Origin of the sequence: Paraburkholderia sp. EG286A (genome assembly GCF_040965375.1) — a bacterium.
Classification (GTDB): Bacteria; Pseudomonadota; Gammaproteobacteria; order Burkholderiales; family Burkholderiaceae; genus Paraburkholderia.
In genome coordinates this window covers 633,226-658,710 of the sequence record NZ_JBFRCB010000002.1, presented here as the reverse complement: position 1 = coordinate 658,710, position 25,485 = coordinate 633,226, and the positions used below count along the sequence as shown (strand labels likewise).

The following is a 25,485-nucleotide window of genomic DNA, read 5'->3' as shown; positions in this document are numbered from 1 at the left end:
ATCCAGCAACGGTTGACGCGTCAAAGATTAATCATCATAGCACGCTCCGATCCACTACACTGAGGCGTCGAACGGCGGCGATGCCCTCGCCGTCGTTGCTGAAAATATGGGAGCGCAATGGAACCCACGACCGAGCCGACCGCCGCAGATCCAGCCCGCGCGGGCGCCGCCGCGGCCTTCACCGAGGCCGATCTCGACGCGCTGCGGCGCGCCAAACATGAGCTCGAAACGCCGCCGCTCGGCATGAAGCTCGCAGCGATCGTGGGTGCGCCGGTGGAAAAGCTGATCGCGCGGCTGCCCGGCGTCGCGAACGACAAGGTGACCGACGCGACGCAAGCCGCGCTGCGCAAGTGTCTGCAGCTCGCGCTGAAGACGCTCGGCAAGCAAGGCGCCCTCTCCACGGCCGAAGCGCGTGGGAGCACGAAGCCGAGCAACCTGCTGCACAAGTTCGCGGTGGCGACCACGGGCGCGGCGGGCGGCGCGTTCGGCCTTTTCGCGCTGCCGGTCGAGTTGCCCGTCACGACCACGCTGATGTTTCGCTCGATTTGCGACATCGCGCGCAGCGAAGGCGAGAATCTGGCCAGCACCGACACGCAGCTGCAATGTCTGACCGTGTTCGGCATGGGCGGCCGCTCGGCCGCCGACGACGAAGCCGACTTCGGCTATTTCATCGCGCGCGGCGCGCTCGCGAAGGCGGTATCGGCAGCGTCGTCGGAAATGGCGACCAAGGGCTTCGCCGCCCACGGCTCAACCGCGCTCCTCAAGCTCATGCAGACCGTGGCCGCGCGCTTCTCCGTGCAGGTGAGCGAGCAGGTCGCGGCGAAATCGATACCGGCCATCGGCGCGGTGCTCGGCGCCATGGTCAACACCGTGTTCATCGACCATTTCCAGCAGGTGGCGCATGGGCACTTCACCGTGCGCCGGCTCGAGCGCCGCTACGGCGAAGCCGCCGTGCACGCGGCCTATGACGCGATCGACGTCTCGCTCGATTGAGGCGGCTGCGGTTTCTCGTCGCCGCGCGCCGGCCCAGGCGTCACGCGGCGCACGAAGCTCGCGGCGACGTCGAGCGTGCGGCGCGCCTCGGGCATGAACGGCGCATAGATCGGCCAGATATGCGGCATGCCGCTGGCAATCTCGCACTCCACCGACACGCCGTCGGCGCGCGCGCGCTCGGCGACGCGGCGCGTGTCGTCGAGCAGCGTTTCGGAGCTTCCGACGAACAGGCTTAGCGGCGGCAAGCCGCGAAAGTCTGCATAGAGCGGCGACACATAGGGATCGGTCGCGCTGGCCGAGCCGAGGTAAAACGGCGCGATGCGCTTGAATACCGCGCCGCTGAACATGGGATCGCGCCCGTCGTTCTCGCGTATCGAAGCGCCCGTCGCCGCAAGATCGGTCCACGGCGAAAAGAGCACGGCGCCGGCGGGAAGCGCGTCGCCTGCGTCGCGCAAGGCCACGAGCGTCGCAAGCGCAAGCCCGCCGCCCGCCGAATCCCCGCCAATCACGATCGAGCCGGGTTGCGTTCCTTTCGCGAGCAAATGGCGGTACGCCGCCAACGCGTCTTCGAGCGCGGCGGGAAACGGATGCTCGGGCGCGAGGCGATAGTCGAGCGAGAAGACGTCGGCGCCAGCGCGCTTGCCCAGACCAAACGAAATCGCGCGCTGCGAACGCGGCGAGCAGAAGTAGTACCCGCCGCCATGCAGATAAAGGAGCGTGCGATGCGCGGGCGAGCGCTCGCGGATGAGCCACTCGCCGCGCATCGGAACATCGGCGGCGTCGTACTGTTCGCGCAAGCGCCAGCCGCCCGGCACGCCCGGCGTCCAGATGCGCCTCGCCGTCAGCATGCGCACGCGCGCGACGTTGATCGACTTGCGAGTTTGCGGCAGAAAAGTGCGGCGCAAGAACCTGCAGATCAGCCTGCTTTGCCAGCTCATCGGCTCAGCCCTCCGCAGCACTCAAACCGGCCTCGACCAGCACTCGGCGGCGGTCGGTCGATGGCGTCCCGCAATCAGACTTCGATCGCGGGAACGCGCGGCGCGCACAGTACGGCGAGTGAGGCGAACGATCGCGCGCCGGTCAATTGGCGGGCAGCACCTGACCGCGAATCTCGCCTGACGGGTTCTGCGCCGTATGAATGTTGAAATACCACTGTCCGCCCATCAGCTGGGTGACCTGCTGCTCGTTGAGCGTAGCGGAGCCTTTGATCGGACTCGCCAGTTCGCCCTTCGGAATCGGTACCTGCACATTAGCGTTCTGTCCGACCGGCGCAGGGCCGTGGAAGTGCGCGGCGGCAGCCGGGCCGGAGAGGCCTTCATAGGTGATCGTCCAGTTCAGCGTTTTCGTGGACGTGTCGAAAGTGGCATTGAGCATGCCGTGGCCCTGGCTCACGCGCGGCGGCACTTCGCTGGACGGTTCGAGATCGGCCTTGAGCGCGACGGTGTCGGCATACGCGGCGCTGGAGGCGAGGACACACAGAGCGAGAGCGAGCTGCAGCGGACGAAACAAATTCATGGAATTTCTCCTGTTTTTGTGGCGCGCTGCACCAGAAGGCGCAAAACCGCGCCCTCACATGCTAGAGCAAATCCGCTAGGCGCGTCCGCTGCGCCGATGTCGGCCCGACGTAAGCTGCGTGCAACAAAAAAAGGCGCCGCGAGCGGCGCCCTTCAACCCAAGTACTACCTGCCATCCGGTGCCCGAAGCCACCGAATTCCTAGAAGCGGTGACGAAGACCCGTTGTGATGATCCCCTGGTTCTTGCTCGACGAGACACCGCCGTCCGGCGTGTAGCCGACTTGCGTCAGGCCCACGGCGTTCGCGCCTGCCCCCCACATGCCGACGCCTTCGAGGTACACGTCGGTGCGCTTCGACAGCGCGTAGTCGGCTTGCAGCGCGAACTGGTGCCAGTGCGCCGAGTTGCTGCCGTTCGCGTCGAGCACCGGGCCGTTCGCATTCGTATAGGTGTACATCGCGCCGATGCCGAGCGCCGGCGTCAGGTTGTAGCGTGCATTGGCTTCGATATTGTTCAAGCGCAGCGAATTGCCGAGCGGGTCGTTGACGCGCGACTGCGTGAACACGACGCCGCCGATCATCGGCCCATAGGTGTAGCTTGCACCCGCGCCCCAGTTACGCTGACGCTCATTCCCGCCGAGCGCGCTGAGCACGCCGAGCGTGTTCGCCATCGGCGAACCCTGGACAGCGCCCCCGCCGTTGGCATTCACGCCGTTGATCTGCGTGTAGGCCGCGCCAAGACGCAGGCCCTGGTACGCGTAGCTCATGCCGGCGCTATACGCGCGGTTGACCGCGAAGCCGCCGGCCTGGTTCGAGAACGCGTAGAGGCCGCCGAACTCGAAGCCCGAGAGGTTCGGGCTCGTGTACTTGACCGAGTTGTTGAGCGAGAACGTGCCGTTCAGGTCATCGTTGTCGAGCAGGTGCGCCGTGTAGGTGCCGCCCCAGCTGCCCACCGCGGCGAGGGGACCGACGTAGTCGATCATCGAGTCGAACTGGCGACCGAACGTGAGCGTGCCGTACTGGTCGTGTGTCAGACCGACGTATGCCTGCCGATTGAACAGGCCGCCGTTCAGCTGGCCGTTGGCGACGTTGAAGCCGCTTTCGAGGGTGAAGATCGTCTTCAGGCCGCCGCCGAGATCCTCGACGCCACGCAGGCCCCAACGGCTCGCCTGAAGGTTGCCGCTCGTCATCGCGAAATTTCGGTTGCCGTCGATGTTGGTCGTGTAGGTGAGACCCGCATCAACAATTCCGTAGAGCGTGACGCTGCTTTGCGCGTACGACGCCGATGCAAAAGTCGCGGCGACTGCCGCCGCGATAGCCAGTTTCTTTTTCATATGCTTCCTTCGATGCAAGGCCTTTCGGCGAACCTGAATGCCGTCGCCGGCCTCATGCCGGCATGGCGATTCCGCAGCGCGGTGAATGAAGCGCCGCATTGATTTGCATAGCGAAGTTTATGGGCGGCCCTATTGGCGAGCCACCCGCCATCTCGACAAAAGCCTTTTCGAATTAATTGATTCCGCTGGCGGCAAAATCCTCAAACGCCTGTGACTCAATGCTCACGACTTATCTCGTTTTTCTCTTTATCTGATCATTCCATTCGGTATCCCGATAAAGCGTTGCAGTCGGGCAACACCCCAATTCGGGATAAAGCATCATTCGGACGAGTCCCATTCCGCTCGCCCGACGTGCATCGCTAATATCCGTCCCGGCAAACACCAGTCCGTCTGTTCCAACTTCCAGGTTTTCATCGCAGTACCCATCCCCTCGTGGCCACGCTCCCCAAAAACATGAATCAGCTTCAGGCCATGCGTGTGTTCGTCAGCGTTGCCGAGCACGGCTCGTTCGGCCGCGCGGCGATGAGTCTGAACCTGTCGAACGCGGTGGTCACCCGCTACGTGGCGTTGCTCGAAGCCCATCTGGAAACGCGGCTCATCAACCGCAACACGCGCAGCGCGTCGCTCACCGAGGCAGGCGCCGCCTATGCGCAGTGTTGCCGGCAGGTCCTCGACGATCTGGCGCGCGTCGAAACGCATATCGCGCATGGCGTGTCGGTGCCGTCCGGCGCGTTACGCGTCGTTGCGCACGCATCGTTTTCGCTGCACGATCTCACGCCGATGCTCAAGTGCTACCTCGACGCGTTCCCGAAAGTCCGGCTCTTGCTGACGCTGCTGCACCGTCCGGTCGACCTGATCGAGGAAGGATTCGACGCCGGCATCGTTGCGCCGCGTCAGGTGAGCGGCGGCACGCTGATCCGCCGTCCGCTTTTGAGCGTCGCGCCGGTCGCCGTCGCCTCGCCCGCCTACCTCGCGAGCCGTGCGGCGCCGCGGTGCCCCGCCGATCTCGCCCGCCACACGCTGCTTGCGCCGTCCGCCGATATTCACGGCAACGAATGGCACTTCGAAGGCCCGGGCGGCGAGCGCAAACCCGTGCTGATCGAGCCGGCATACGCCGTGAACAACTCGGTGATGCTGCGCCAGGCCGCGATCGCGGGGATGGGCATCACGATCCTGCCAGCGGACCAGGTGGGCGCCGATCTCGCGACCGGCCGGCTCGTGCACGTGCTCGCCGGGTGGGAGATCCGCGACGCCGACAAGGAGTTCTCGCTCGTCTACCCCGGCCGCCGCCACGTTCCGGCAAAAACACGCTCGTTCGTGGATTTCACCGTCGAGTGGTTTCGCCGGCACGACACCGCCGCAACAAGCGCGATTACCAGCACTTCCTGTAATAGTTAATTGATCGAAATTATCTCGATTTCTCGTCGCGCGGCGACTAAGCTACGAATTGCGAGAAGTGACTCTTCATCGAAGGGTCTCCAAGCTTGAACGCGGCTTCGGCCGCGTTTTTTTTCGCCTGCTTTTTGCCCGCTATTGTCCTGCGCGCATCGATTTCCTGATGTACATCATTCACGCGAGCAGCGCGGCCTGCTGCTCGATTCCGACCAGCATCGCCTGGCAAGTGCGGATGAGCGCGTAGCCCTCCTCGCGCAGTTGCCCGGCAGTGTGACTGTTCATGTGACTGCGGAACGTCTCGAGTTCGGCGAGCAGCGCAGGATACTGCAGCACGCCCACCGCACCGGCGAGCCGGTGATGCCATTCGCGCAGGCGCGCGACATCGGCTTGTTCGAGGAGCGGCGGCAAGGCGTCGAAGTCGTCGCGCATCGCCGAAACGAACGAGCCGAGCAAGGTCTTCACGGTCGCCTCGCCGCCCCAAACCTGGATCATGTGCGTGAGATCCAGCGCCTCGAACGTCCGTGCGCTTGCCGGCTTTTCCGCGAGCTTTCCGCCGCAACTGCCGGGCCCCGGCGAAGCCGGCTCCGCCGCCCTCGACGCGGCTTGCCCCGCCCCTTGTCCGTTCGCACCCGCCTCGCGCGCGGCCTCGTCCTGCAGGGTGCGCTGCATGCCCTCCACGCCGAACCAGCGCGCGAGATACTCGCGCAGCGTGGCCACGCGCGTGGGCTTGACGAGGCAATCGTCCATGCCCGCTTCGCTGCACTGACTCATGTTCTCGGGCGCCGTATTGGCCGTGATGCCGAGTATCGGCAAGCGCCGCGCGCCGTGCGCCTCGTGCTCCATTTCGCGTACGCGCCGCGCGAGATCATAGCCCGATACATTCGGCATATGACAGTCGGTGATCAGGCAGCCGTATTCGCATTCGGCCAGCGCTTCGAGCGCCTTCGCACCGTCGTCGACGACGTCGCACGCGAACCCGATCAGCGCCAGTTGATGACGGATCAGCTCCTGATTCACCGGATGGTCCTCCGCCACGAGGATGAGGCGGCCGGCAGCGCGTTCCTGCTCGCGATCGGGCGCCGGGAGCGTCGTTTCGACATCGGCGGCGGGACGCGACGGGCTGGCGGGCTTGAGTGGCAGCCCCGCCAGCGCCATCGCACAAACGGCGCTCAAGCCCCGCCAGGACAACGGGTTGACGCTCACGCGCACGCCGCTCTCGGCGATGCGATAACCGCTTGGCTTCGGGTTGTCCGTCAGGCAAAGCACAGGCGCACCGGGTTTGCCCAACCGCCCGGCCAGCGCTTCCGACACGAACACCAGATCGGCCTTGTCCGCGCTCGCGGCGCGGGCGAGGTCGGCTGGTGCGACGCGGCGCATTGCCATGCCGAGCGCCGAGCCAAAATGCATCAATGCGGCGGCGATGCTCGCCTCCTCGCACGCCACGAGCGCGCGCTTGCCGCGCAGCCCGGCGGCCGCGCCGCTACGCACCTCCACGGGCAGTTCGATATGCAGCGTCAGGCAGGTGCCGCGATCGACTTCGCTCTCCAGTTCGAGCGTGCCGCCCATCAGCGCGGCGAGCTTGCGGCAGATCGTGAGGCCGAGCCCCGTGCCGCCGAAGCGGCGCGTGGTCGAGGTCTCGGCCTGCACGAACGGCTCGAAGAGCTGCGCCTGCGCTTCGGGCGCAATGCCGATCCCCGTGTCGGCCACCGCGATCGACAGCCGCTGGCAGGCAGGCGCGCCGCCGCGTGCGCCGACATCGCGTGCGCGAACGTGCACGCTCACTTCGCCCGCCGGCGTGAACTTGATCGCATTGCTAAGCAGATTGAAAAGGATCTGCCGTAGCCGCACGCTGTCGCCGCGCAACTGCGACGCGACCTCCAGCTCCACATCCACGCGCACCTTCAGCCCCTTCTCGTGCGCACGCGCGGCCAGCAGCCCGACGGCGTTGTCGACGAGTTCGCGCACGTCGAACGGCTGCGAGTCGATGACGAGATGGCCGGCCTGGATCTTCGAGTAGTCGAGCAGGTCGTCGAGGATCTGCAGCAGCGCCCCCGCCGATTCGTGCACCATGTCGACCATTTGCGCCTGGTCCGGGTTCAGCGGCGTGCGCTCGAGCACCTCGACGAGACCCAGTACGCCGTTCATCGGCGTGCGGATCTCGTGGCTCATCATGGCGAGGAAATCGTCCTTCGCGCGAGAGGCCGCCTCGGCGATATCGCGTGCGTGCTCGAGTTCGTCTGCGCGCGCGTGCTCGACGCTCGCATCGAGCGCATAGCCGCTCCAGACGATCGCGCCGTCCTCGGCACGGCGCGGCGCGAACTCCGCGCGCACCCACACGAACCCGGCCGCGCCCTGAAAGCGGAACTCGGCGTGCACGGGTATGAACCGGCGTGCCGAGCGTTCGAGCCGCGAGGCAAGGCGCGCGCGGTCATGTCGCCCCACCCGCGAGAGATCGACCGATCGCGCGCGGCGAAGCTCATCGACGGTGTCGCCGAGGAGCCGCTGCGTGTCGCCGCCAATGTACGGAAACGAGTAGCGGCCATCGGGCGAGCGGCGCAACTGGAACACGATCGCGGGCAGCGACCCCGTCACCTCCGAGAGAAGCCGCTCCGATTCGCGTTCGCGCAACTCGGCGCGGCGAATGTCGGTGACGTCGATCATCGTGCCGAGCACGCAGAACGGCGCGCCGTGGAGGTCGCGGCACAGGCGCGTCCAGAAAATGCCATGACGCGGCTCCCCGGGCGCATTCTCCAACGTCAACTCGACACGCTGGCTCTCCCCCTCGACGATCGTGAGCCGGTAGAGATCGTCCATGCGGCGGCTGTTTTCGGGCCCCCACGCCATCACGGCCGAACCCGTGCGCCCGAGCACCCGGGCGCGCGCGAGGCCCGTCGATTCTTCGTAGGCGCGATTGACCGCGAGGTAGCGGTTTTCGAGATCCCGCGCACCGAGCGGATACGGGATCATCTCCATCATCGTGTCCTGCAGTTCCACCTGGCGCGCGAGCACCTGCTCCGCGCGCCGCCGCCGGTGCATTTCGCGCTGGAGCAACACGTAGGCGCGCAGCGTGACGAGCAGCAGCACGCCGAACACGATCAGGAGCGGCAGGAGCCGCAGCGCGTTCACGCTCCAGCCGCCAGCCTGGGTGGAGACGGCTGCGGTCCAGCGATTGCGGATGCGCTGCTGTTCGACGGGCGGCATCGCGTCGAGCGCGCGATTGATGAGCCGCGCGAGCGGGGCGAGGTCGCAGCGCACGGCAAATGCCGTCGAATCGTCGACGCCCACCGCTCCCAGCACCTTCAGCGAGTCGAGATAGGTGCCGCTGAGCGGCGCGTCTAGCGCGGCCGCGTTGCCCACCAGCACATCGGCCTCGTGGCGCACGACCATGGCGAGTCCCGCGTCGAGGCTTGCGGTGCGCACGACCTGCGTACCCCGCAGCTCCTGCATGGCCGGCGTGTGCGGCGCCAGCACGATGCGGCGGCCCGCAAAGTCGGCCAGCGAGCGCGCCATCGGTTCGTCGCGGCGCCCCACCATGACGAGCGGATAGTGCTCGAACGCTTCCGTGTAGACGACGCCTGAGCCGAACACGCCATCGCCCACCGAGGTTGCGGCGAGCGCGATCTCGCCGCGCTGCATTGCGTCTCCAGCGCTCGTCCACGGAGAAACAGGCACGCGCTCGAAGGTCACGCCGAGCGTGCGCCCCAGATAGCCGAGATAGTCGACGGCCATGCCCGACGACTCGCCGGCCTTGCTCGTGAAGCTGAACGGGAGCCAGCCGCTGTCGTAGCCGACTTTCAGCGGCGACAAGGCACGCAGCCACGCGCGCTCGTCGGCGCTCAGGCTGAACCCGGACGGCGAGACCTGCCCCGGCGCGTCGCCCTGGAACCAGCGTGCCCGCTCGGCCGCCGCCGCGGCAGGCCGCACGCCGGCGAGCAGGAGGTCCAGCCGGTCGCGCAGATCCGACCGGGAGACCGGCACGGCGTAACGCAACTCGCGCACGCGCTCGCGCTCCTCGAAGGCGACGCGCAGATCGCCGAATGCTTCGAGCGTGAGCTGATAGCGCGCCACGGGCGAAAAGCCTGCGTAGACGTCGGCCTGCCCCTGAGCGATGGCACGCAGCGCCGCCTGCGTGCTCGCGAAGGTTTCGAAGTGTGCCTGCGCGAAGCGCTCGCGCAATACCGATTCGAGGGCGTCGCCGCGCTCGACTGCAAACGTCGCACGCGCGAGGCGCGCCGGCTGGGTCGCGAGCGCGGTATTCCCGGCTCGCGTGACAAATGCCGTGGTGCCGCTCAGATACGGCACCGTGAAAGCGAGACAACGCTCGCGCAACGGCGTGCGCGCAACGCTCATCACGATGTCGATATCGCCTGCGCAGGCCGCCGCGAGCAACGCCGGCATGTCTGCGAAGACGCGCGGCTCAAGCATGACGCCGGCACCGGCGAGAAGGCGCAGATAGTCGGCGCTGAAGCCGGTGAGCGTGGCGCCGTCGAGCACTTCGAGCGGTGGCCGCCCCCCCTCGACCACGCCGACGACGAGCTCTCGCGGCAACGTCGGGGCGACCTGCCGCGAGAGCTCGACGCCCTCGTTTGTCCGCTCACACGAAGTCGCGGCGCTGGCCGCCGCCGCGGAAAACGCGAGCAGCCATGCCGCAGCGAGCGCGCCGAGGCAGGCGGACACGCACGCGAGTCCGCGCGCCCGCCACGATGCAGCCGGGCGCGCGCGAAGACGGAAGATGCGGTGAAGCGACTTCATTGGCGCACGGCAGGCTGGATTTCAGACGCCGTCGCGAGATGACGTGGCGGAAATGCGCGAGCGCCGGCTCACGAGGCGGTACACCACGCCAGCCGCGGCGCCCCCCAGCAACGGCGCCGCCCAGAAGAGCCAGAGCTGATCGAGCGCCCATTCGCCGACGAACAGTGCGGGACCGGTCGAGCGCGCCGGATTCGCGCCGCCGTTGCTCACCGGGATTGCGATCAGATAGATGGCGGCAAGGCAGGCGCCCACGGCGAGCGCCGCAGTCTTGCGGCGTGCGACCGTGCTCGACATCAGGAGATGGAAGAGGACGAACACGAAGGTCGCCGCCAGTTCCAGCAGGAACACGGCGGCGAGGGCGTAGTCGGTCGGCGAATGATCGTCATAGCCGTTGCTGCCGAGGTCGGACACCGCGACGGAGAAACCCGGGCGCCCGCTCGCCACGCGGACGAGCAAGGCCGCGCCGAAAACGGCCCCGATGGTTTGCGCCGCGAGGTAGGGCCCGGTATCGCGCACCGGGAAGCGCCCGGAGACCGCGTAGCCGATCGTGACGGCGGGATTGAAGTGGGCGCTCGCCGCGCGCGCGGCGGCGCAGTTCGCCACCGTGAGCGCAAGTCCGAATGCCGCGGACATCTCGAAAACGTTGAAGCCCTGGGAGGGCGGGCTCGCGTTGAGCGCCGTGGCTGCGCAACCCGCGAATACTAGCCACGCGGTGCCTGCACCCTCGACCGCTAAACGCCTGCCAAGCTTCATCGTTTCATCTCCAGATCCGAACTACATCCCGACCCCGGTCCGACCTGGCCGTCGTTCGATCGCATTCCCGGGTCGGCAATATCTGACGAGCCATGCGTCAAGCTTGGGATTATGGAGAGACGATTCCGGCAATCAGATAGGAGAACTCTTAAAACGCTGGGCGCATTGCGCAAGACACGGCGAGAGAAAATCCGGCGAACGCAGGAATAACCGGGGGACGCGCGCCACCTGGGGATGAATCAGGTCAGCCCCACCTGGATGGCGAAGTCGCTCAGATCGCGCTCCGTGACGAGGCCCAGCTTGCGCATCGTGCTGCGCTTTTGGGCGCTGATCGTTTTGCCGCTGCGCTGAAACCGCTGCGCAATCTGGCGCACCGACATCCCCTGCGCGTAAAGCTGGAAGACCTCCCATTCGCGCGCGCTCGGCACGCCCGAGCACGGGGCGCACGCGGCGCCGGCGTGCGCGAGCGTGGCGCGTGCGTGGCCCGAAAGAAACGGCGTGCGCTCGCGAGCGGCGGCGACGGCGAGCAGGAGATCGTGCACGACGTCGCGCTTGTCGACGATGACGTTCAGGCCGCGATGCATCAGGCCTGTCAGAACGGGCGGCGTCGACACCATGCTCAGGACGACGATCGCAGGCGTGTCTCGTGTTTGCGCGAGGCGCCGCAGCAGGGTAAGGGAGCCATATTCGCCGTCCAGCCCCGGCATGCACAGATCGGAGATGACGACGTCACAGTCGGTCGTATCGAGCTGCGTGGCGAGCTCGAGCGTATTGCCGGCTTCGCCGACGACGAGGGCTCGATCCGTTGCGCGCAGCAGGCTGGCCACGCCGAGCCGGATGCACGCGTGGTCGTCGGCAACGATCACGCGCAGCGGCTTGCCCGTGCGAGGCGCGTCGTCTCGACCAACCCGGATAGCGTGCATGGGAGACCTTGCGTGGCTTGAACCGCTCAGGTTTGCTCGCCCTGCGTCACGCCGCATTCGACCGCGAAGCGATAGAGCTCGATATCGTTGCTGAGCGCGAGCTTCTTCATCGCCGCGCACTTTTGCGCGCTGATCGTCTTGACGCTGCGCCCGAGCAGACCTGCGATTTCCGTCACGCCGAGCCCGGTTGCATAGTGCGTGATCACCTCGAATTCACGCCGCGTGAGAATGCGGTGCACCTCGTCGCGCCGCTCGGCGCGCGCCGCTTCCGTGAGCAGGTCGCGCACGACAGGCCCGACGTATTGCTCGCGCGCCATCGCCGACATGATCGCAACCGGGATCAGGTCGATGCGGTCGCGCTTGCTGAGCACCGCATCCACCTCCATCTCGATGGTCTTGCGCAGCACCGCGGCCTCGCTTTCCATGGTGAGGACGACCACGGCCTTTTGCGGGAACCCGGCGCGAAAGGCGCGGATGGCCTCGGGCCCGTCCAGCTCGCCGGGCAACGCCATGTAGAGGTCCATCAGCACGAGATCGAACGCATTCCGGGCCGCGACTTCGAACAGCTCGGACACGCTGCGCGCACGCGCGACGACCTGCACGTTGGGATAGTTGGTGAGCATGCTCTCCAGCGCATACACGACGAGCGGATGGTCGTCGGCGATGATCACGCGCACCGGTGCCGCGAGGTCGGCCGTATCCGTCATGTTGCGCGCCGCGAGGCTGGCGCGCTGGTCGTCGTGGTCGCGCATCGCACGCTGGGAAGCGGCCCCCGCAGGGGCATGAAGCGACAGCGATGAGGGAAGCGGGTTCATAGAAGTCCGTACGCCTTGACATAGGCGAAGAGTCCCGCGTCGTTGCTCACGCCGAGCTTCGCCATGGCATCGCGCTTCTGGCAGCTCACCGTGCGCACGTCGCGGCCGAGGGTACGCGCAATTTCCGTGATCGAACTGCCGCTCGCGAATTTGCGGACCACCTCCGATTCGCGCGGCGTCAGGCGCGGCAAGCACAGGTCGGACGGTCCGGCGGCGGCCGCGAGTTCGCGCTCGATGGCCGGGCTGAGATAGGCGAGACCCTGGGCGGCGCCGCGCACGATGGCTGCGAGATCGTCCATCGGCTCGGTTTTGCGCAACATGGCGACCGCGCCCGCATGCGCCACCGCGCGCAGAACGACAGCGTTCGCAACGCTGGTCAGCACGATCACGGGCACATGGGGCCAGTCGCGGCGCAAACGCTGCACGAGGCGCAGGCCGTCCTCGGCTTCGCCGGAGACCGGCGGCATATTGAGGTCGGTGACCACCACGTCGCACGGGACGGTTTCGAGCGTCTGCAACAACTCTCGCGCGCCGCACGCTTCCCCCACGACCTCGATATCGTCTGCCGCGAGGAGCGCCGAGCGAACGCCAAGCAGAACGAATGGATGATCGTCGGCGAGGACGACACGTAGCTTCACACTGAATCTCCTTCGAGGTGGATTTGCGGGTTGCCGATGCGCTGCGTGAGCGCATCGGCAACCCGCAACATCAACAAGGTCGTTCATCTGACCATTGAAAAGCCGCCGTCGAAATCGGAGATTTCCGAAACGTTAAATGTGGGTTGTGTTCCGTACTGTCAAACTGCGGCACGCGCGCGAGCGCGTTGTCGACTCCCGCCAGTGCGCCCGGCGTCGCGGCGCTCGCGCGGCGCCGCGAATGCGGGCCATGCCAGCGCGGCGCAGAGCGCGGCCGCCGCCCAGACCGCCGGCCACCCGAACCACGACAACAGCAGCGGGATCGCCGAAGGCGCGACAAAGAACGCAACGAATGCGCCGGTGTTGCCCATGGCGAGTGCAGTTCCTATCCGACCGTTGCCCGCGAGCGTCGCGAGTTCGGTGAAGGCAACGCCGTGCCAGGCGGAAGCGGCGATACCGCCAGGCACGATCACCGCGGCGAGCAGCGTGACGAACGCAGCGCTTGCGCGATGCGCTGGCGACGCAAAAGCCGTCAGCGCGGCAAGCACCACGAACAGCGCGACGGTGAGCGCCGCGCATCCGCGCAGCCAGATACGCCGGTCGCCGTGCCGGTCTGTCCAACGGCCGCCGTACACACGCATGAACGCCGCACCGCCCTGCACGGCCGCCAGCGTCGCGCTGACTGCCGCGGTACCCGCATGGCCGACGTCATGCAGGAAAATGCTCGCGAACGAGAGCACGGCCACCTGGGGAATGCACAGCACGCCAATGCCGGTCACCATGCGCCACACGGTGACGCTGCGCAGCGGCGAGACGGCGCGTTGCGCCTGCGCGAGCGCTTCGTGAGCGACGAGCGGCGCATGCGCGGCGTCCCGTTCGTGCGCGGGTTCGTGCAACCAGACGATCGTCAGCACGGTGGAGACCACACACAACGCGGCGAGTGCGCCGTAGACGGCAGCGAATCCCGCATGCTCGGCGAGCGCGGGCAGCACGAGTGCGCCAAGTCCGCCGCCGGTCGGCACGGCGGTTTGCCGGATGCTCATCGCAAGGCCGCGCTCGTGGGTGGCGAACCACGCCATCACCGCGCGCCCGCTCGAGCCGTTCACGCTTCCGCCAAGCAGGCCGAGCGCGAGCAGGCCAACCGCGAGCACCGTCGCGCTGGGCGTGTGCGCGCCCGCCGGGGCGCCCCAGAGCGCCATCGCGACGAGTGCGAGCGCTGTCGTGGAAAGCCCCGTGAGCAGCACGCGCCGGTCGCCCCAGCGGTCCGTCAGGAGTCCCCAGGGAAGCTCGCTCAGTACGATGCCAAGTCCCAGCATGCCGAGCACGATACCCAGTTCGCCCGTGCCGATGCGGTAATCCGAGCGGATCAACACGCCCGTCGCGGGAATGCCGCCGAGCGCTGCCGCAAAACTGGCGTTGGCCGCCACGCCCACCGCGAGCACTTTCCATCGGTGTGCCGCGCCCCGCGTCGTACTGCGTCCCATGATGATCTCCAGAAAACGGTTGACTGAGGGCATCGTAGAGGCGCAACATCTATCGGAAAAGCGGGAAATTCCAATTCGTATATTCGGAATTTCCGAATGATGAAATGGCACGAAACGCACCGGGTCAAGCTGAACCATGAACGCACGCGGTTTCGATCTCGCGCAGTTGCGCACGTTTATCGCCGTGACGGAAGCGGGCAGTGTCTCCGCGGGTGCGGAGCGGGTGTTCCTCTCGCAGTCGTCGGTGAGCGAGCAGCTCAAGAAGCTCGAGGAGCGCGTCGGCCAGCCGCTTTTCGTGCGCAGCAAGCAGGGTATGACCGCCACGCCCGCGGGCGCGAAGCTGCTCGACCACGCGCGCCGCATCGTCGCGCTTTGCGACGCCGCCTTCGACGACATGCTCGGCCGCACGCTCGACGGCGAAGTGCGCATTGCGATCACGGACTACTACCGGCCGCACGACGTCGCCGAGATCATCCGGCGCTTCGCGGTCCAGCATCCGCGTCTGCGTCTGCATGTGACCGTGCTGCCGAGCGCCGTGATCGACAGCAGCGCGGACGATAATGCCTACGACATCGGCTTGTCGCTGCGGCTGGTGGAGGAAGGACGCGGTACGCACAAGAGCACGTCGATACGGCGCGAAAAACTGGTGTGGGTGGGCGCGACGCAAACGCTGCGCGAGCGGCCCGCGCTCACGCCGCCCTGGCCGCTCGTGCTGCTGCCGGCGACCTGCCAGTTGCAGCGCCGCGTCGTGAGGCTGCTCGACGAAGCGCGCATGCCCTATCTGATTTCGCATTCGGCTTCGGGCGTGGCGGGGCTGCAGCTCGCGCTCAAGGCGGGACTGGGAATCTCGTGTCTGAACGAGTCGTCGATCGGCGAAGGACTGATGCCCTGCCCGGCTTCATTCGGCCTGCCCGCACTGCCTGCGGCCGAATTTCATTTGCTGCCGGGCCGACCGGGCGAGTCCGCGCACGTGACGAACGCGCGCGCGGCGCTCGGGGAACTGCTCGCTTAAGTTCAGGCGCCTTAGCTTGCAGCCTGAACCAGCTCGGCAAAGCGCAGCAGGTCGACGTTGCCCCCGGAGATGAGCACGCCCACGCGCTTGCCGCGCACATCCACCTTGCCGTGCAACACCGCCGCCGCCGCGAGGCAGCCGGTGGGTTCGACCACGAGCTTCATGCGGCTCGCGAAGAACTTCATCGTATCGACGAGTTCCGCGTCGCTCACCGTGACGATCTCGCTCACGCGCTCGCGGATCACCGCGAAGGTCAGGTTGCCGAGATGCTGGGTTTGCGCGCCGTCGGCAAGGGTCTTCGGCGTGTCGATGTGGACGATCTCACCTGTCTGCAGGCTGCGCTGACCGTCGTTGCCGGCCTCGGGCTCGACGCCGATCACCGTGCACGCGGGCGAGAGCGCATGCGCGGCAGTCGCACAGCCCGACAGCAGCCCGCCCCCGCCAAGCGGCGTGAGCAGCAGGTCGAGCTCGCCCGTTTCCTCGAACAACTCCTTGGCGGCGGTGCCCTGCCCGGCCATCACATGCGCGTGGTCGTACGGCGGAATGAGCGTGAGGCCGCGCTCGGCCGCGAGCCGTTTGCCGAGCGCCTCGCGGTCTTCGGTATAGCGATCGTAGAAGACGACCTCGCCGCCATAGCCGCGCGTGGCCTCCACCTTTACGGCGGGCGCGTCGTGCGGCATGACGATCACGGCCTTTACGCCGAGCAGGCGCGCCGACAGCGCGATCGCCTGCGCGTGGTTGCCCGACGAAAACGTGATCACGCCGCCCGCCTTCTGCTCCGGCGTGAACTGTGCGATCGCGTTATAGGCGCCGCGGAACTTGAACGCGCCCATGCGCTGCAGGTTCTCGCATTTGAAGAAGAGCTGCGCGCCCGTGCGTTCGTTCGCGGTGCTGGAAGTCAGAACCGGCGTGCGGTGCGCGACGCCACGCAGGCGTTCGTGGGCGGCGGCGACGTCTTCGAAGGTAATAGGCAGAGTGCTCATGGTCGGTCTTCGGCTGGCAGGTAGGTGTAGACGGTCGAGCGCGCCACGCCGAGCGTGGTGGCCACGTCGGCGAGCGCATGACGCAGGTTCAGCATTCCGTTTGTCGCGAGTTCGCGCACGGCCTCGCGGCGCTGCGCGAGCGTCATGCCGATGGGCGTGGTGTTGCGCGTGGCGGCGAAGCGTTCGAGCGCCTCGCGCACGCAGCCCACGCCGCGCGGCGCGAGCGTTTCGGCGACGGGCGCAGCCGTGCTGGTCTGGATCAGCTGGCCGAGGCCCGCTGTCACCGCGCCGATCAGCGACACATCCATGTTCAGGCAGAGGGCCGCGACGTACTCGCCCGCGCTGTTCTTGAGGCCGATGGATGTGCTCTTGGCCGGACGCCCGTCGGGAAAGCGGTTCGGATAGTTGGCCACGACTTCGGGGAAGCCGGAGTCGGTGATGCGCGCGAGACCCATTTCGGTGGCGGCGTCGCCGACTTGCCGTCCTGACAAATTGTTCGCGATCGCCACGACCGAGTGCTCGGGCCGCGTGAGGTCGTGCAGCACTACCTCGACGAGCGGCGCGAGCGTCTGCCCGAGCGCCGCGACAATCTTCTCGCCTTCGCGCAGGAGCAGCGCGTTTTCGTCAGTGGAATGGCCGGAACGGGGTTTGCGGGTTGGCATCATGATGTTGGACATTTTGACAGTTAATGACTGAATGTCAATCGTTTGAATGGATCGCTCAGAGTTACCGTGCCTGGCCGCCCGATGCGCGAAAAAAAACCCCGCCCGAAGGCGAGGTCAATCAGACACGAAGAAACACGACTCACTGCATTGCTACTCAGACCGTGAAGCGCTCGCTCACGAACTGCGTGGACGGCACGCGCCCGCGTACCGCCACCGCTTGCGCGGCGCTCACCATCGCGGGCGGACCGCAAACGTAGAGATCGGGCGCCGCGCCACCGTCTGCAAGCGCGGCGGCGAGCGCGTCGACGGGGGTGCTGTGCGAGCCTTGCCAGCCATCACCCGCTTCGCGCACGCAAAGCTCGACGTGCAGTTGCGGCAGCGCCGCCCGAAGCGCGTCCAGTTCGTCGAGCAGGAACAGCTCGCTCTCGCGATTCACGCCGTAAAAGAGCCGCGCGTCGTTCATTTCGCCGAATTCGGCCATGCGGCGCAGCATCGAAAGCACGGGCGCGAGACCCGTGCCGCCCGCGACGAACCAGCGCGGGCGCAGGCTGTCGGCGATCAAACCGAAGCCGCCCTGCGGGCCGTGAACGGTGAGCACGTCGCCCGGCTGCGCCCGCTCGCGCAGATACGCCGAAAACTCGCCTTGCGGCCGCAGCCGGATGAGGAACTCGAGGCGCCCTTCCCAGTTGCTCGTGTTGGCAAGCGAGAACGGGCGCTTCACGCCGCCTTCCGGCAACTCCAGCTCCGCGAACTGGCCCGCCTCGAATTCGGCGGCGCTGCCGCTCGTGTCGTCGGCATCGAGCAACAGTTCGAGACGGCACGTGTCGTCGGCGATCGTTGCCAGCGCGGCGATGCGCGCTGTGCGCGCGGCAACCGGCTGCAGCAGCACCTTCGTGCCGTCGTACGGCGCGGCGACACGCAAGTCGGCCGACGGTCTCGTGCGGCACAGCAGAACCGCCTGCGGGTCGGCGGACGGCAACGCGTCCGCACTGTGGTCGCCGAGCGTGTACACCCCTTCGGTCACGGTGGCGTGGCACGCGCCGCAGCTGCCGCGCCGGCACTGCGAGGGCAGCGTGATATCCGCCGCCGCCGCCGCGCTCAGCACGTCCTGCCCCGGCTCGCAGGCGAAGCCGAACGCCTGGCCGTCGCGCGTGGTGAGCTCGATTTGATAACTCATGACGTTTTCACCCGCGCTCAAGCGGCCTTGCGTGCGAGCGCCGCGGCGAGGTCCGCTTGCGCCTCGCCGATCGGCGAGATGCCGAACTGCTTGACGAGAATGTCGAGGACGTTCGGCGTGAGGAATGCGGGCAACGTCGGTCCGAGATGGATGTTGCGCAGGCCGAGCGCGAGCAGCGTGAGCAGCACCGCGGCGGCCTTCTGCTCGAACCAAGACACAACGAGGGTGAGCGGCAGATCGTTCACACTGCAGTCGAAGGCCTTCGAGAGCGCGATGGCGATCTGGATCGCCGAGTAGCTGTCGTTGCACTGGCCCAGATCGAGCAGGCGCGGAATGCCGCCGATGTCGCCGAACGCGTGGCGGTTGAAGCGGTACTTGTTGCAGCCGAGCGTCATGACGACGGTGTCGTCGGGCGCGCCCTGGGCGAACTCGGTGTAGTAGTTGCGGCCCGGCGCGGCGCCGTCGCAGCCGCCGATCAGGAAGAAGTGGCGGATCTGGCCGGCCTTCACCGCGTCGATCACCTTGTCGGCCACGCCGAGCACCGTGTTGCGCGCAAAGCCGATGGTGATGGTCTCCTCCGGCGCCGTTTCGCGGAAGCCCGGCAGCGCGAGCGCGGCCTGCACGACCGGCGCGAATGCGTGATGCTCGAGGTGGCGTACGCCGGCCCAGCCTACCGGCCCGGTGGTGAAGATGCGCTGGCGGTACTGCGGCAGCGGCTCGATCAGGCAGTTCGAGGTCATCAGGATCGGGCCGGGGAAGTTCGCGAAGTCCGATTGCTGGTCCTGCCATGCGCCGCCGTAGTTGCCTGCCAGATGCGGATAGGCCTTGAGCTTCGGGTAAGCATGCGCCGGCAGCATCTCGCCGTGCGTGTAGATCTGCACGCCGGTGCCCTGGGTCGCTTCGAGCAGCGCCTCCAGATCGCCGAGGTCGTGGCCCGAGACCAGGATGGCTTTGCCCGCCGCCGGCGTCACGCGCACGGCAGTGGGTTCGGGCATGCCGAAGCGGCCCGTGTTCGCCGCATCGAGCAGTTCCATCACCTTGAGGTTCAGGTTGCCGAGCGCGAGCGCATGTTCAAGGATATCGCCGGCTTGCGTGGGTTCGCTCGCGAGAAACACGAGCGCCGCCTCCACGCCCGCGTAGACCTCCTCGCTCTCGTAGCCGAGCACGCGCGCGTGATGGGCGTAAGCACACACGCCCTTGAGACCGTAGAGCACGAGGGCGCGCAGGCCCACGACATCCTCGCCCACCTTCGGCAGCCCGGCCCTGATGCCGACGAGCGCCGCCTGCGCCTGCAGTTCGGCGAGATCGTTGCCCGGTTGCCAGAGCGCGGCGCCGCCCGGCTGCGCAGCAGCGACGCCTTGCGCGAGCGCGAGCGCCTCGCAGGTCGACTTCACGCGATCGCGGTGTTGCGCGGCCTCGCGCAGCATTGCCACGAAACGGCTGGCGTTGAAATTGACGTTGGTGAGCGTTGCGAACAGCGCGTAGAGCATGAAGCGGTCGGCTTCGCGATCGGGGCTGCCGAGGCCGCGCGCGAGCGCGCCATACTGTGCGATGCCCTTGGCTGCGTAGATCAGCAGGTCCTGCAGATCCGCAGTCGTGGCGTCCTTGCCGCAGTTGCCCTTGGCCGAGGCACACCCCGGTGTGGCCTGGGTGCGGTCGGTCTGTTCACATTGATAGCAAAACACGGCTTTCTCCTTTTCCTTGTGGGGTGACGGCGCGAGCAGTCTTGTAAGATGCAAAATCAATGCATCTTTTAAATGGTCGCGCGCCGGCGGGAGTTTTGCCGTGACAAAAATCAGAAAACGTGTCCGCTCGAGGCGGAGAAGCGACTGCGTGTGCGAAAACGTCGCAGCAGGTCGGCGCGCGACTCGCTCAGCTTGCTGAGTTCGCTCGGTCCGCGCGCGCAAATGAAAAGCCCCGGCACGACCGTGAGGTCGAGCCGGGGCTTCAGGCTTCTTGTTTACACCTTAAAAAAGGTAACCTTCAGAACGGAATATCGTCGTCCATCTCGTCGAAGCCGCCGCCAGCCGGCGCGTTCGAACGGCCGCCACCTGCACCGCCGCCAGCACCGCCACCGCTCGAACGCGGCGCGCCGCCGCCGCCCGAAGCGCGGCCGCCGCCGCGCGGCGCGGACTGCTCACGGCTGTAGCCGCCGTCGTCGCCCATGTCGCTGCCCATCGAGGCGCCGCCGCTGCGGCCGCCCAGCATCTGCATCTGGTCGGCGACGATTTCCGTCGAGTAGCGGTCGGTGCCGTCCTGCGCTTGCCACTTGCGCGTGCGGATGCGGCCTTCGATATACACCGACGAGCCCTTCTTCAGGTACTCCGAGACGATCTCGGCCAGGCGCCCGAAGAACGACACGCGGTGCCATTCGGTCATTTCCTTGAACTCGCCGGACGCCTTGTCCTTGTAGCGGTCGGTCGTGGCGAGGCGAATGTTCGCCACCGCGTCGCCGCTCGGCAGATAGCGCACTTCCGGATCGGCGCCGAGGTTGCCGACGAGGATCACCTTGTTCACGGATGCCATGAATTTCTCCTGTTTGATTCCGTTGCGAGGAGCGGCCGCGCGGTGCGCGCCGGCGAGCGCCTGATGTGTCATGCGCCTTCGCCGGTCGCGGACCGCCTCCGCGAATTGCGTTGCTGTGAACCGCTGGTTCTAACTCAGGCCCGCCCGGGTCAAGCCCGCGTGGCTTCTGCCCGCTTGGGCGGCGCCTTCATATTGGCCGCGATTATAAGCCAGCACAAGACGAGCCCCGAGCACGTGTAAAAGACGGCGCTCGCGCCTTCGTGCTTGAGGATCCATCCGCCCACCACGCCGCCGAGCGCGAGCCCGATCGACTGCGTGGTGTTGTACACGCCCGTGGCCGCGCCCTTGCGGTTGCCCGGCGCGAGCTTCGACACGAGCGAAGGCTGCGAAGCCTCCAGGATGTTGAAGCCCAGGAAGTACACGAACAGCACGGCCGACACGATGACAAGTGTATGCGCGAGCGAGCCGAGCAAAAGCTGGCCGATCAGGATAAGACCGATCGCAGAAACGAGCACGGCCTTCATCTTGCCCCGCTTCTCCGCGACGATGATGGCGGGCACCATCATGACGAACGCGAGGCCCATGACCGGCAGATAGATCATCCAGTGCGACGCGACCGGCAGGCCCGCGTCCACCAGCAGACGCGGGACGACGAGAAAGAGCGCCGTCTGCGTGGCGTGCAGCACGAGCACGCCGAAGTTCAGGCGCAGCAGCTCCACGTTGTGCAGCACCTCGGCAAACGGGGCGCGCACGTGCACGGGCTTGCTGGGCGCGTCGGGCACGACCCAGATCACCACGCCCACCGCGAGGATCGAGAACACCCCGACCAGCGCGAACAGGCCGCTCATGCCGACCCAATGGAACACGATCGGCGCGCCGACGATGGCCACGGCGAACGACATGCCGATCGAGCCGCCCACCATCGCCATGGCCTTGGTGCGGTGCTGCTCGGCCGTCAGGTCGGCGATGAACGCCAGCACGGCCGACGACACCGCGCCCATGCCCTGGATCACCCGCCCGACGATGATCCACACCATGTCGTGCGCGCCCGCCGCGACGAAGCTGCCGATCGCGAAGATGACGAGGCCGGTGGCGATGACGGGCTTTCTGCCCACCATGTCCGAAACCCAGCCGTAGAAAATATAGAGAAGCGACTGCGTGACGCCGTATGCGCCGAGCGCGATGCCGACCAGCAGCAGGTTGTCGCCGCCGGGAATGGTTTTCGCGTACACGGAAAACACCGGCATGATCATGAACAGACCGAGCATGCGCAGCGCGAAGATCGCCGCCAGCGAGACGGTCGCGCGCAACTCGGGCGCGCTCATGCGTGAAGATGTAGCGGGTGAATTGGAGGACATCGGAGCGTTATGTGTTCGGACCGCAAGTGCCCGCACGTTTGTTGACCGGGACGCCCCCTGACGCGCCTCTTTCGAGGCCCTTGCACTTGCCGCTCCGGGCCCTTTCAAAGACCGTCAGCAAGCCGTAACGGCGGTCTGGAAAAGTCGTTATAGTAGCAGGTTTGGTTTCCCTTTCTCCCGCAGGTTCATGGAACAGATCCGTATCCGTGGGGCCCGAACCCACAACCTGAAGAACGTCAATCTGGACCTGCCGCGCCACAAGCTCGTGGTGATCACCGGGCTTTCGGGCTCGGGCAAGTCCTCGCTGGCGTTCGACACGCTCTACGCGGAAGGCCAGCGCCGCTACGTGGAAAGCCTGTCGGCCTACGCGCGCCAGTTCCTGCAGCTCATGGAGAAGCCCGACGTCGACCTGATCGAGGGTCTGTCGCCGGCGATTTCCATCGAGCAGAAGGCCACGTCGCACAACCCGCGCTCGACCGTCGGCACCGTCACCGAGATCCACGACTACCTGCGGCTGCTTTACGCACGCATCGGCACGCCCTACTGCCCGGACCACGAGATTCCGCTGGAGTCGCAAAGCGTCTCGCAGATGGTGGACGCCGCGCTCGCCCTGCCCGAAGAAACGAAGCTGATGATCCTGGCGCCCGTGATCGTGGACCGCAAGGGTGAGCACGCCGAGCTGTTCGACGACATGCAGGCGCAGGGTTTCGTGCGCTTTCGGGTGCGCTCGGGCGGCGGCACCGCCAACGAAGGGGAAGCGAAGATCTACGAGGTAGAGTCGCTGCCCAAGCTCAAGAAGAGCGAGCGCCACACCATCGACGTGGTGGTCGACCGCCTGAAGGTGCGCCCCGACATGAAGCAGCGCCTCGCGGAGTCGTTCGAAACCGCGCTGCGCCTCGCCGACGGCCGCGCCATCGCGCTCGAAATGGACACGAACCGCGAGCACCTGTTCAGCTCGAAGTTCGCCTGCCCGATCTGCTCGTATTCGCTGCCCGAGCTGGAGCCGCGCCTCTTCTCGTTCAACAACCCGATGGGCGCGTGCCCCGAGTGCGACGGTCTGGGCCAGATCACGTTCTTCGATCCGAAGCGCGTGGTCGCGCACCCATCGCTGTCGCTCGCGGCGGGCGCCGTGAAGGGCTGGGACCGGCGCAACCAGTTCTACTTCCAGATGCTGCAGAGCCTGGCCGCGTTCTACGACTTCGACATCGATACCGCGTTCGAAGACCTGCCGGAGAAAGTGCGCAAGATCCTGCTCTACGGCTCGGGAAAGCAGGAGATTCCGTTCTCGTACATCAACGAGCGCGGCCGCACTTCGGTGCGCGAGCACGTGTTCGAAGGGATCATCCCGAACCTCGAGCGGCGCTACCGCGAGACCGACTCGGCCGCCGTGCGCGAGGAGCTTTCGAAGTACCAGAACAACCAGGCCTGCCCGCACTGCGAAGGCACGCGCCTGCGCCGCGAGGCGCGCTTCGTGCGCATCGGCGCGGGCGAAGAGGCGCGCGCCATTTATGAAGTGAGCGGCTGGCCGCTGCGCGACACGCTCGGCTACTTCCAGACGCTGCACCTCGAAGGTGCAAAGCGCGAGATCGCCGACAAGGTGGTCAAGGAAATCGTCGCGCGCCTCATGTTCCTCAACAACGTCGGGCTCGACTATCTCTCGCTCGAACGCAGCGCCGAGACGCTGTCCGGCGGCGAGGCGCAGCGCATCCGCCTCGCCTCGCAGATCGGCTCGGGCCTCACGGGCGTGATGTACGTGCTCGACGAGCCGTCCATCGGCCTGCACCAGCGCGACAACGACCGCCTGATCTCCACGCTCAAGCATCTGCGCGACCTCGGCAATTCGGTGATCGTCGTCGAGCACGACGAGGACATGATCCGCATGGCCGACTACGTGGTCGACATGGGTCCGGGCGCGGGCGAGCACGGCGGCATGGTAATTTCGCAGGGCACGCCAGCGGAAGTCGAGCACGATCCGGCCTCGATGACGGGCCAGTACCTCTCGGGCGCGCGCCGCATCGACTATCCCGACGAGCGCATCGAGCCCGGCGAGCGCCGCCTGCGCATCGTCGAGGCCCACGGCAACAACCTCAAGCACGTGACGCTCGATCTGCCCGTCGGTCTTTTGACCTGCGTGACGGGCGTCTCGGGCTCGGGCAAATCCACGCTCATCAACGACACGCTGTATCACGCCGTGTCGCAGCATCTGTATGGATCGTCGGCGGAGCCGGCGCCGTTCGAGGCGATCGAGGGTCTCGAGCACTTCGACAAGGTCATCAACGTCGACCAGTCGCCGATCGGGCGCACGCCGCGCTCGAACCCGGCCACCTACACGGGCCTCTTCACGCCCATCCGCGAACTGTTCGCGGGCGTGCCGGCCGCCAAGGAACGCGGCTACGAGTCGGGCCGCTTCTCGTTCAACGTGAAGGGCGGGCGCTGCGAAAGCTGCCAGGGCGACGGCGTGCTCAAGGTGGAAATGCACTTCCTGCCCGACGTGTACGTGCCCTGCGACGTCTGCCACGGCAAGCGCTACAACCGCGAGACGCTGGAGATTCAATACAAGGGCCGGAACATCAGCGAAGTGCTCGACATGACGGTGGAAGCCGCCTACGAGTTCTTCAAGGCGGTGCCGGTGGTGGCGCGCAAGCTCAAGACGCTGCTCGATGTCGGCCTGGGCTATATCCGCCTCGGCCAGTCGGCCACCACGCTTTCGGGCGGCGAGGCGCAGCGCGTGAAGCTTTCGCTCGAACTTTCCAAGCGGGACACGGGCCGCACGCTGTATATACTCGACGAGCCGACCACGGGCCTGCACTTCCACGACATCGCGCTTTTGCTCGAAGTGATTCACCGGCTTCGAGATCAGGGCAACACGGTGGTCATCATCGAGCATAATCTCGATGTAATCAAAACCGCCGACTGGGTCGTGGACATGGGACCGGAAGGCGGCGCGGGCGGTGGGCAGATCGTGGCCCAGGGGACGCCCGAACAGGTGGCGAAGTCGAAGGCAAGCTTCACGGGCCGCTATCTCGCGCCGCTGCTCAAGCGCCAGATCGCCGCGCTGGACACGGCCGCGGGCAAGTAACCCGCCAGGCGGGCTGAAAAGCGGGCCGGAAATTTAGCAGTAGAAATAGCTGCAGCAACAACGGGTCGGGGGCGCGTGCGCCCCCGAAAG

The 25,485-nt window shown here is 66.8% G+C and carries 20 protein-coding genes; 5 read left to right on the top strand and 15 right to left on the bottom strand.

Features of this window, described 5'->3' with window-relative positions:
* The first annotated feature begins 117 nt into the window (after window positions 1-117).
* A complete protein-coding gene (locus tag AB4Y35_RS09670; protein WP_368692563.1) occupies window positions 118-993 on the top strand; it encodes an EcsC family protein in 876 nt (291 codons plus the stop codon).
* Here AB4Y35_RS09670 and AB4Y35_RS09665 read toward each other — a convergent pair.
* From AB4Y35_RS09665 to AB4Y35_RS09655, 3 genes are all read right to left on the bottom strand, one after another.
* The gene (locus AB4Y35_RS09665) at window positions 963-1,931 is read right to left on the bottom strand and encodes an alpha/beta hydrolase (RefSeq protein ID WP_368704229.1); all 969 of its coding nucleotides are present in this window, start codon (window positions 1,929-1,931) and stop codon (window positions 963-965) included. The genes AB4Y35_RS09670 and AB4Y35_RS09665 overlap by 31 nt on opposite strands.
* 142 nt (window positions 1,932-2,073) lie before the next feature.
* Window positions 2,074-2,508 carry a CHRD domain-containing protein gene (locus AB4Y35_RS09660; RefSeq protein ID WP_368704228.1) on the bottom strand — a complete coding sequence of 145 codons (435 nt, stop codon included), beginning with the start codon at window positions 2,506-2,508 and terminating at the stop codon, window positions 2,074-2,076.
* A 199-nt stretch (window positions 2,509-2,707) separates the two neighbouring features.
* On the bottom strand, window positions 2,708-3,838 hold the full coding sequence (locus AB4Y35_RS09655; protein ID WP_368704227.1) for a porin: 1,131 nt from the start codon (window positions 3,836-3,838) through the stop codon (window positions 2,708-2,710).
* A gap of 85 nt (window positions 3,839-3,923) precedes the next feature.
* On the opposite strand from AB4Y35_RS09655, the gene AB4Y35_RS09650 reads away from it, so the two are divergent.
* On the top strand, window positions 3,924-4,052 hold the full coding sequence (locus tag AB4Y35_RS09650) for a hypothetical protein (RefSeq protein ID WP_368704226.1): 129 nt from the start codon (window positions 3,924-3,926) through the stop codon (window positions 4,050-4,052).
* 239 nt (window positions 4,053-4,291) lie between these two features.
* Window positions 4,292-5,236, top strand: coding sequence for a LysR family transcriptional regulator (locus AB4Y35_RS09645; protein ID WP_368704225.1), 945 nt, complete (start codon window positions 4,292-4,294; stop codon window positions 5,234-5,236).
* 171 nt (window positions 5,237-5,407) lie between these two features.
* On the opposite strand, the gene AB4Y35_RS09640 is transcribed toward AB4Y35_RS09645, so the two are convergent.
* From AB4Y35_RS09640 to AB4Y35_RS09615, 6 genes are all read right to left on the bottom strand, one after another.
* On the bottom strand, window positions 5,408-9,910 hold the full coding sequence (locus tag AB4Y35_RS09640) for a transporter substrate-binding domain-containing protein (protein WP_368704224.1): 4,503 nt from the start codon (window positions 9,908-9,910) through the stop codon (window positions 5,408-5,410).
* A 96-nt stretch (window positions 9,911-10,006) separates the two neighbouring features.
* A complete protein-coding gene (locus tag AB4Y35_RS09635; RefSeq protein WP_368704223.1) occupies window positions 10,007-10,738 on the bottom strand; it encodes an aquaporin in 732 nt (243 codons plus the stop codon).
* A gap of 239 nt (window positions 10,739-10,977) precedes the next feature.
* Window positions 10,978-11,661 carry a response regulator gene (locus AB4Y35_RS09630; protein WP_368704222.1) on the bottom strand — a complete coding sequence of 228 codons (684 nt, stop codon included), beginning with the start codon at window positions 11,659-11,661 and terminating at the stop codon, window positions 10,978-10,980.
* Between the two features lie 26 nt (window positions 11,662-11,687).
* Window positions 11,688-12,368 carry a response regulator gene (locus AB4Y35_RS09625; protein WP_368704638.1) on the bottom strand — a complete coding sequence of 227 codons (681 nt, stop codon included), beginning with the start codon at window positions 12,366-12,368 and terminating at the stop codon, window positions 11,688-11,690.
* 104 nt (window positions 12,369-12,472) lie between these two features.
* Window positions 12,473-13,114 (bottom strand): response regulator, encoded by a 642-nt coding sequence (locus AB4Y35_RS09620; protein ID WP_368704221.1) that lies wholly within the window; start codon window positions 13,112-13,114, stop codon window positions 12,473-12,475.
* 158 nt (window positions 13,115-13,272) lie between these two features.
* Window positions 13,273-14,595, bottom strand: coding sequence for an MFS transporter (locus AB4Y35_RS09615; RefSeq protein WP_368704220.1), 1,323 nt, complete (start codon window positions 14,593-14,595; stop codon window positions 13,273-13,275).
* 136 nt (window positions 14,596-14,731) lie between these two features.
* Between AB4Y35_RS09615 and AB4Y35_RS09610 the strand changes: the two genes are divergently transcribed.
* On the top strand, window positions 14,732-15,607 hold the full coding sequence (locus AB4Y35_RS09610; protein ID WP_368704219.1) for a LysR family transcriptional regulator: 876 nt from the start codon (window positions 14,732-14,734) through the stop codon (window positions 15,605-15,607).
* An 11-nt stretch (window positions 15,608-15,618) separates the two neighbouring features.
* On the opposite strand, the gene AB4Y35_RS09605 is transcribed toward AB4Y35_RS09610, so the two are convergent.
* From AB4Y35_RS09605 to AB4Y35_RS09580, 6 genes are all read right to left on the bottom strand, one after another.
* Window positions 15,619-16,590, bottom strand: a complete 972-nt coding sequence (locus tag AB4Y35_RS09605) for a threo-3-hydroxy-L-aspartate ammonia-lyase (protein WP_368692504.1) — start codon at window positions 16,588-16,590, stop codon at window positions 15,619-15,621.
* Window positions 16,587-17,255, bottom strand: a complete 669-nt coding sequence (locus tag AB4Y35_RS09600) for a transcriptional regulator (protein WP_368695711.1) — start codon at window positions 17,253-17,255, stop codon at window positions 16,587-16,589. The genes AB4Y35_RS09605 and AB4Y35_RS09600 overlap by 4 nt, the downstream gene beginning before the upstream one ends.
* A gap of 154 nt (window positions 17,256-17,409) precedes the next feature.
* On the bottom strand, window positions 17,410-18,432 hold the full coding sequence (locus tag AB4Y35_RS09595; RefSeq protein ID WP_368704218.1) for a 2Fe-2S iron-sulfur cluster binding domain-containing protein: 1,023 nt from the start codon (window positions 18,430-18,432) through the stop codon (window positions 17,410-17,412).
* A gap of 17 nt (window positions 18,433-18,449) precedes the next feature.
* The gene (gene hcp / locus AB4Y35_RS09590; RefSeq protein ID WP_368704217.1) at window positions 18,450-20,117 is read right to left on the bottom strand and encodes a hydroxylamine reductase; all 1,668 of its coding nucleotides are present in this window, start codon (window positions 20,115-20,117) and stop codon (window positions 18,450-18,452) included.
* Window positions 20,118-20,415: 298 nt separating this feature from the next.
* On the bottom strand, window positions 20,416-20,958 hold the full coding sequence (locus tag AB4Y35_RS09585; protein WP_069265232.1) for a single-stranded DNA-binding protein: 543 nt from the start codon (window positions 20,956-20,958) through the stop codon (window positions 20,416-20,418).
* A gap of 149 nt (window positions 20,959-21,107) precedes the next feature.
* Window positions 21,108-22,283: an MFS transporter gene (locus AB4Y35_RS09580; RefSeq protein WP_368704216.1), complete on the bottom strand. Its 1,176-nt coding sequence runs from the start codon at window positions 22,281-22,283 to the stop codon at window positions 21,108-21,110.
* A gap of 220 nt (window positions 22,284-22,503) precedes the next feature.
* Between AB4Y35_RS09580 and uvrA the strand changes: the two genes are divergently transcribed.
* On the top strand, window positions 22,504-25,395 hold the full coding sequence (gene uvrA / locus AB4Y35_RS09575; RefSeq protein ID WP_368704215.1) for an excinuclease ABC subunit UvrA: 2,892 nt from the start codon (window positions 22,504-22,506) through the stop codon (window positions 25,393-25,395).
* The last annotated feature ends 90 nt before the right edge of the window (window positions 25,396-25,485 follow it).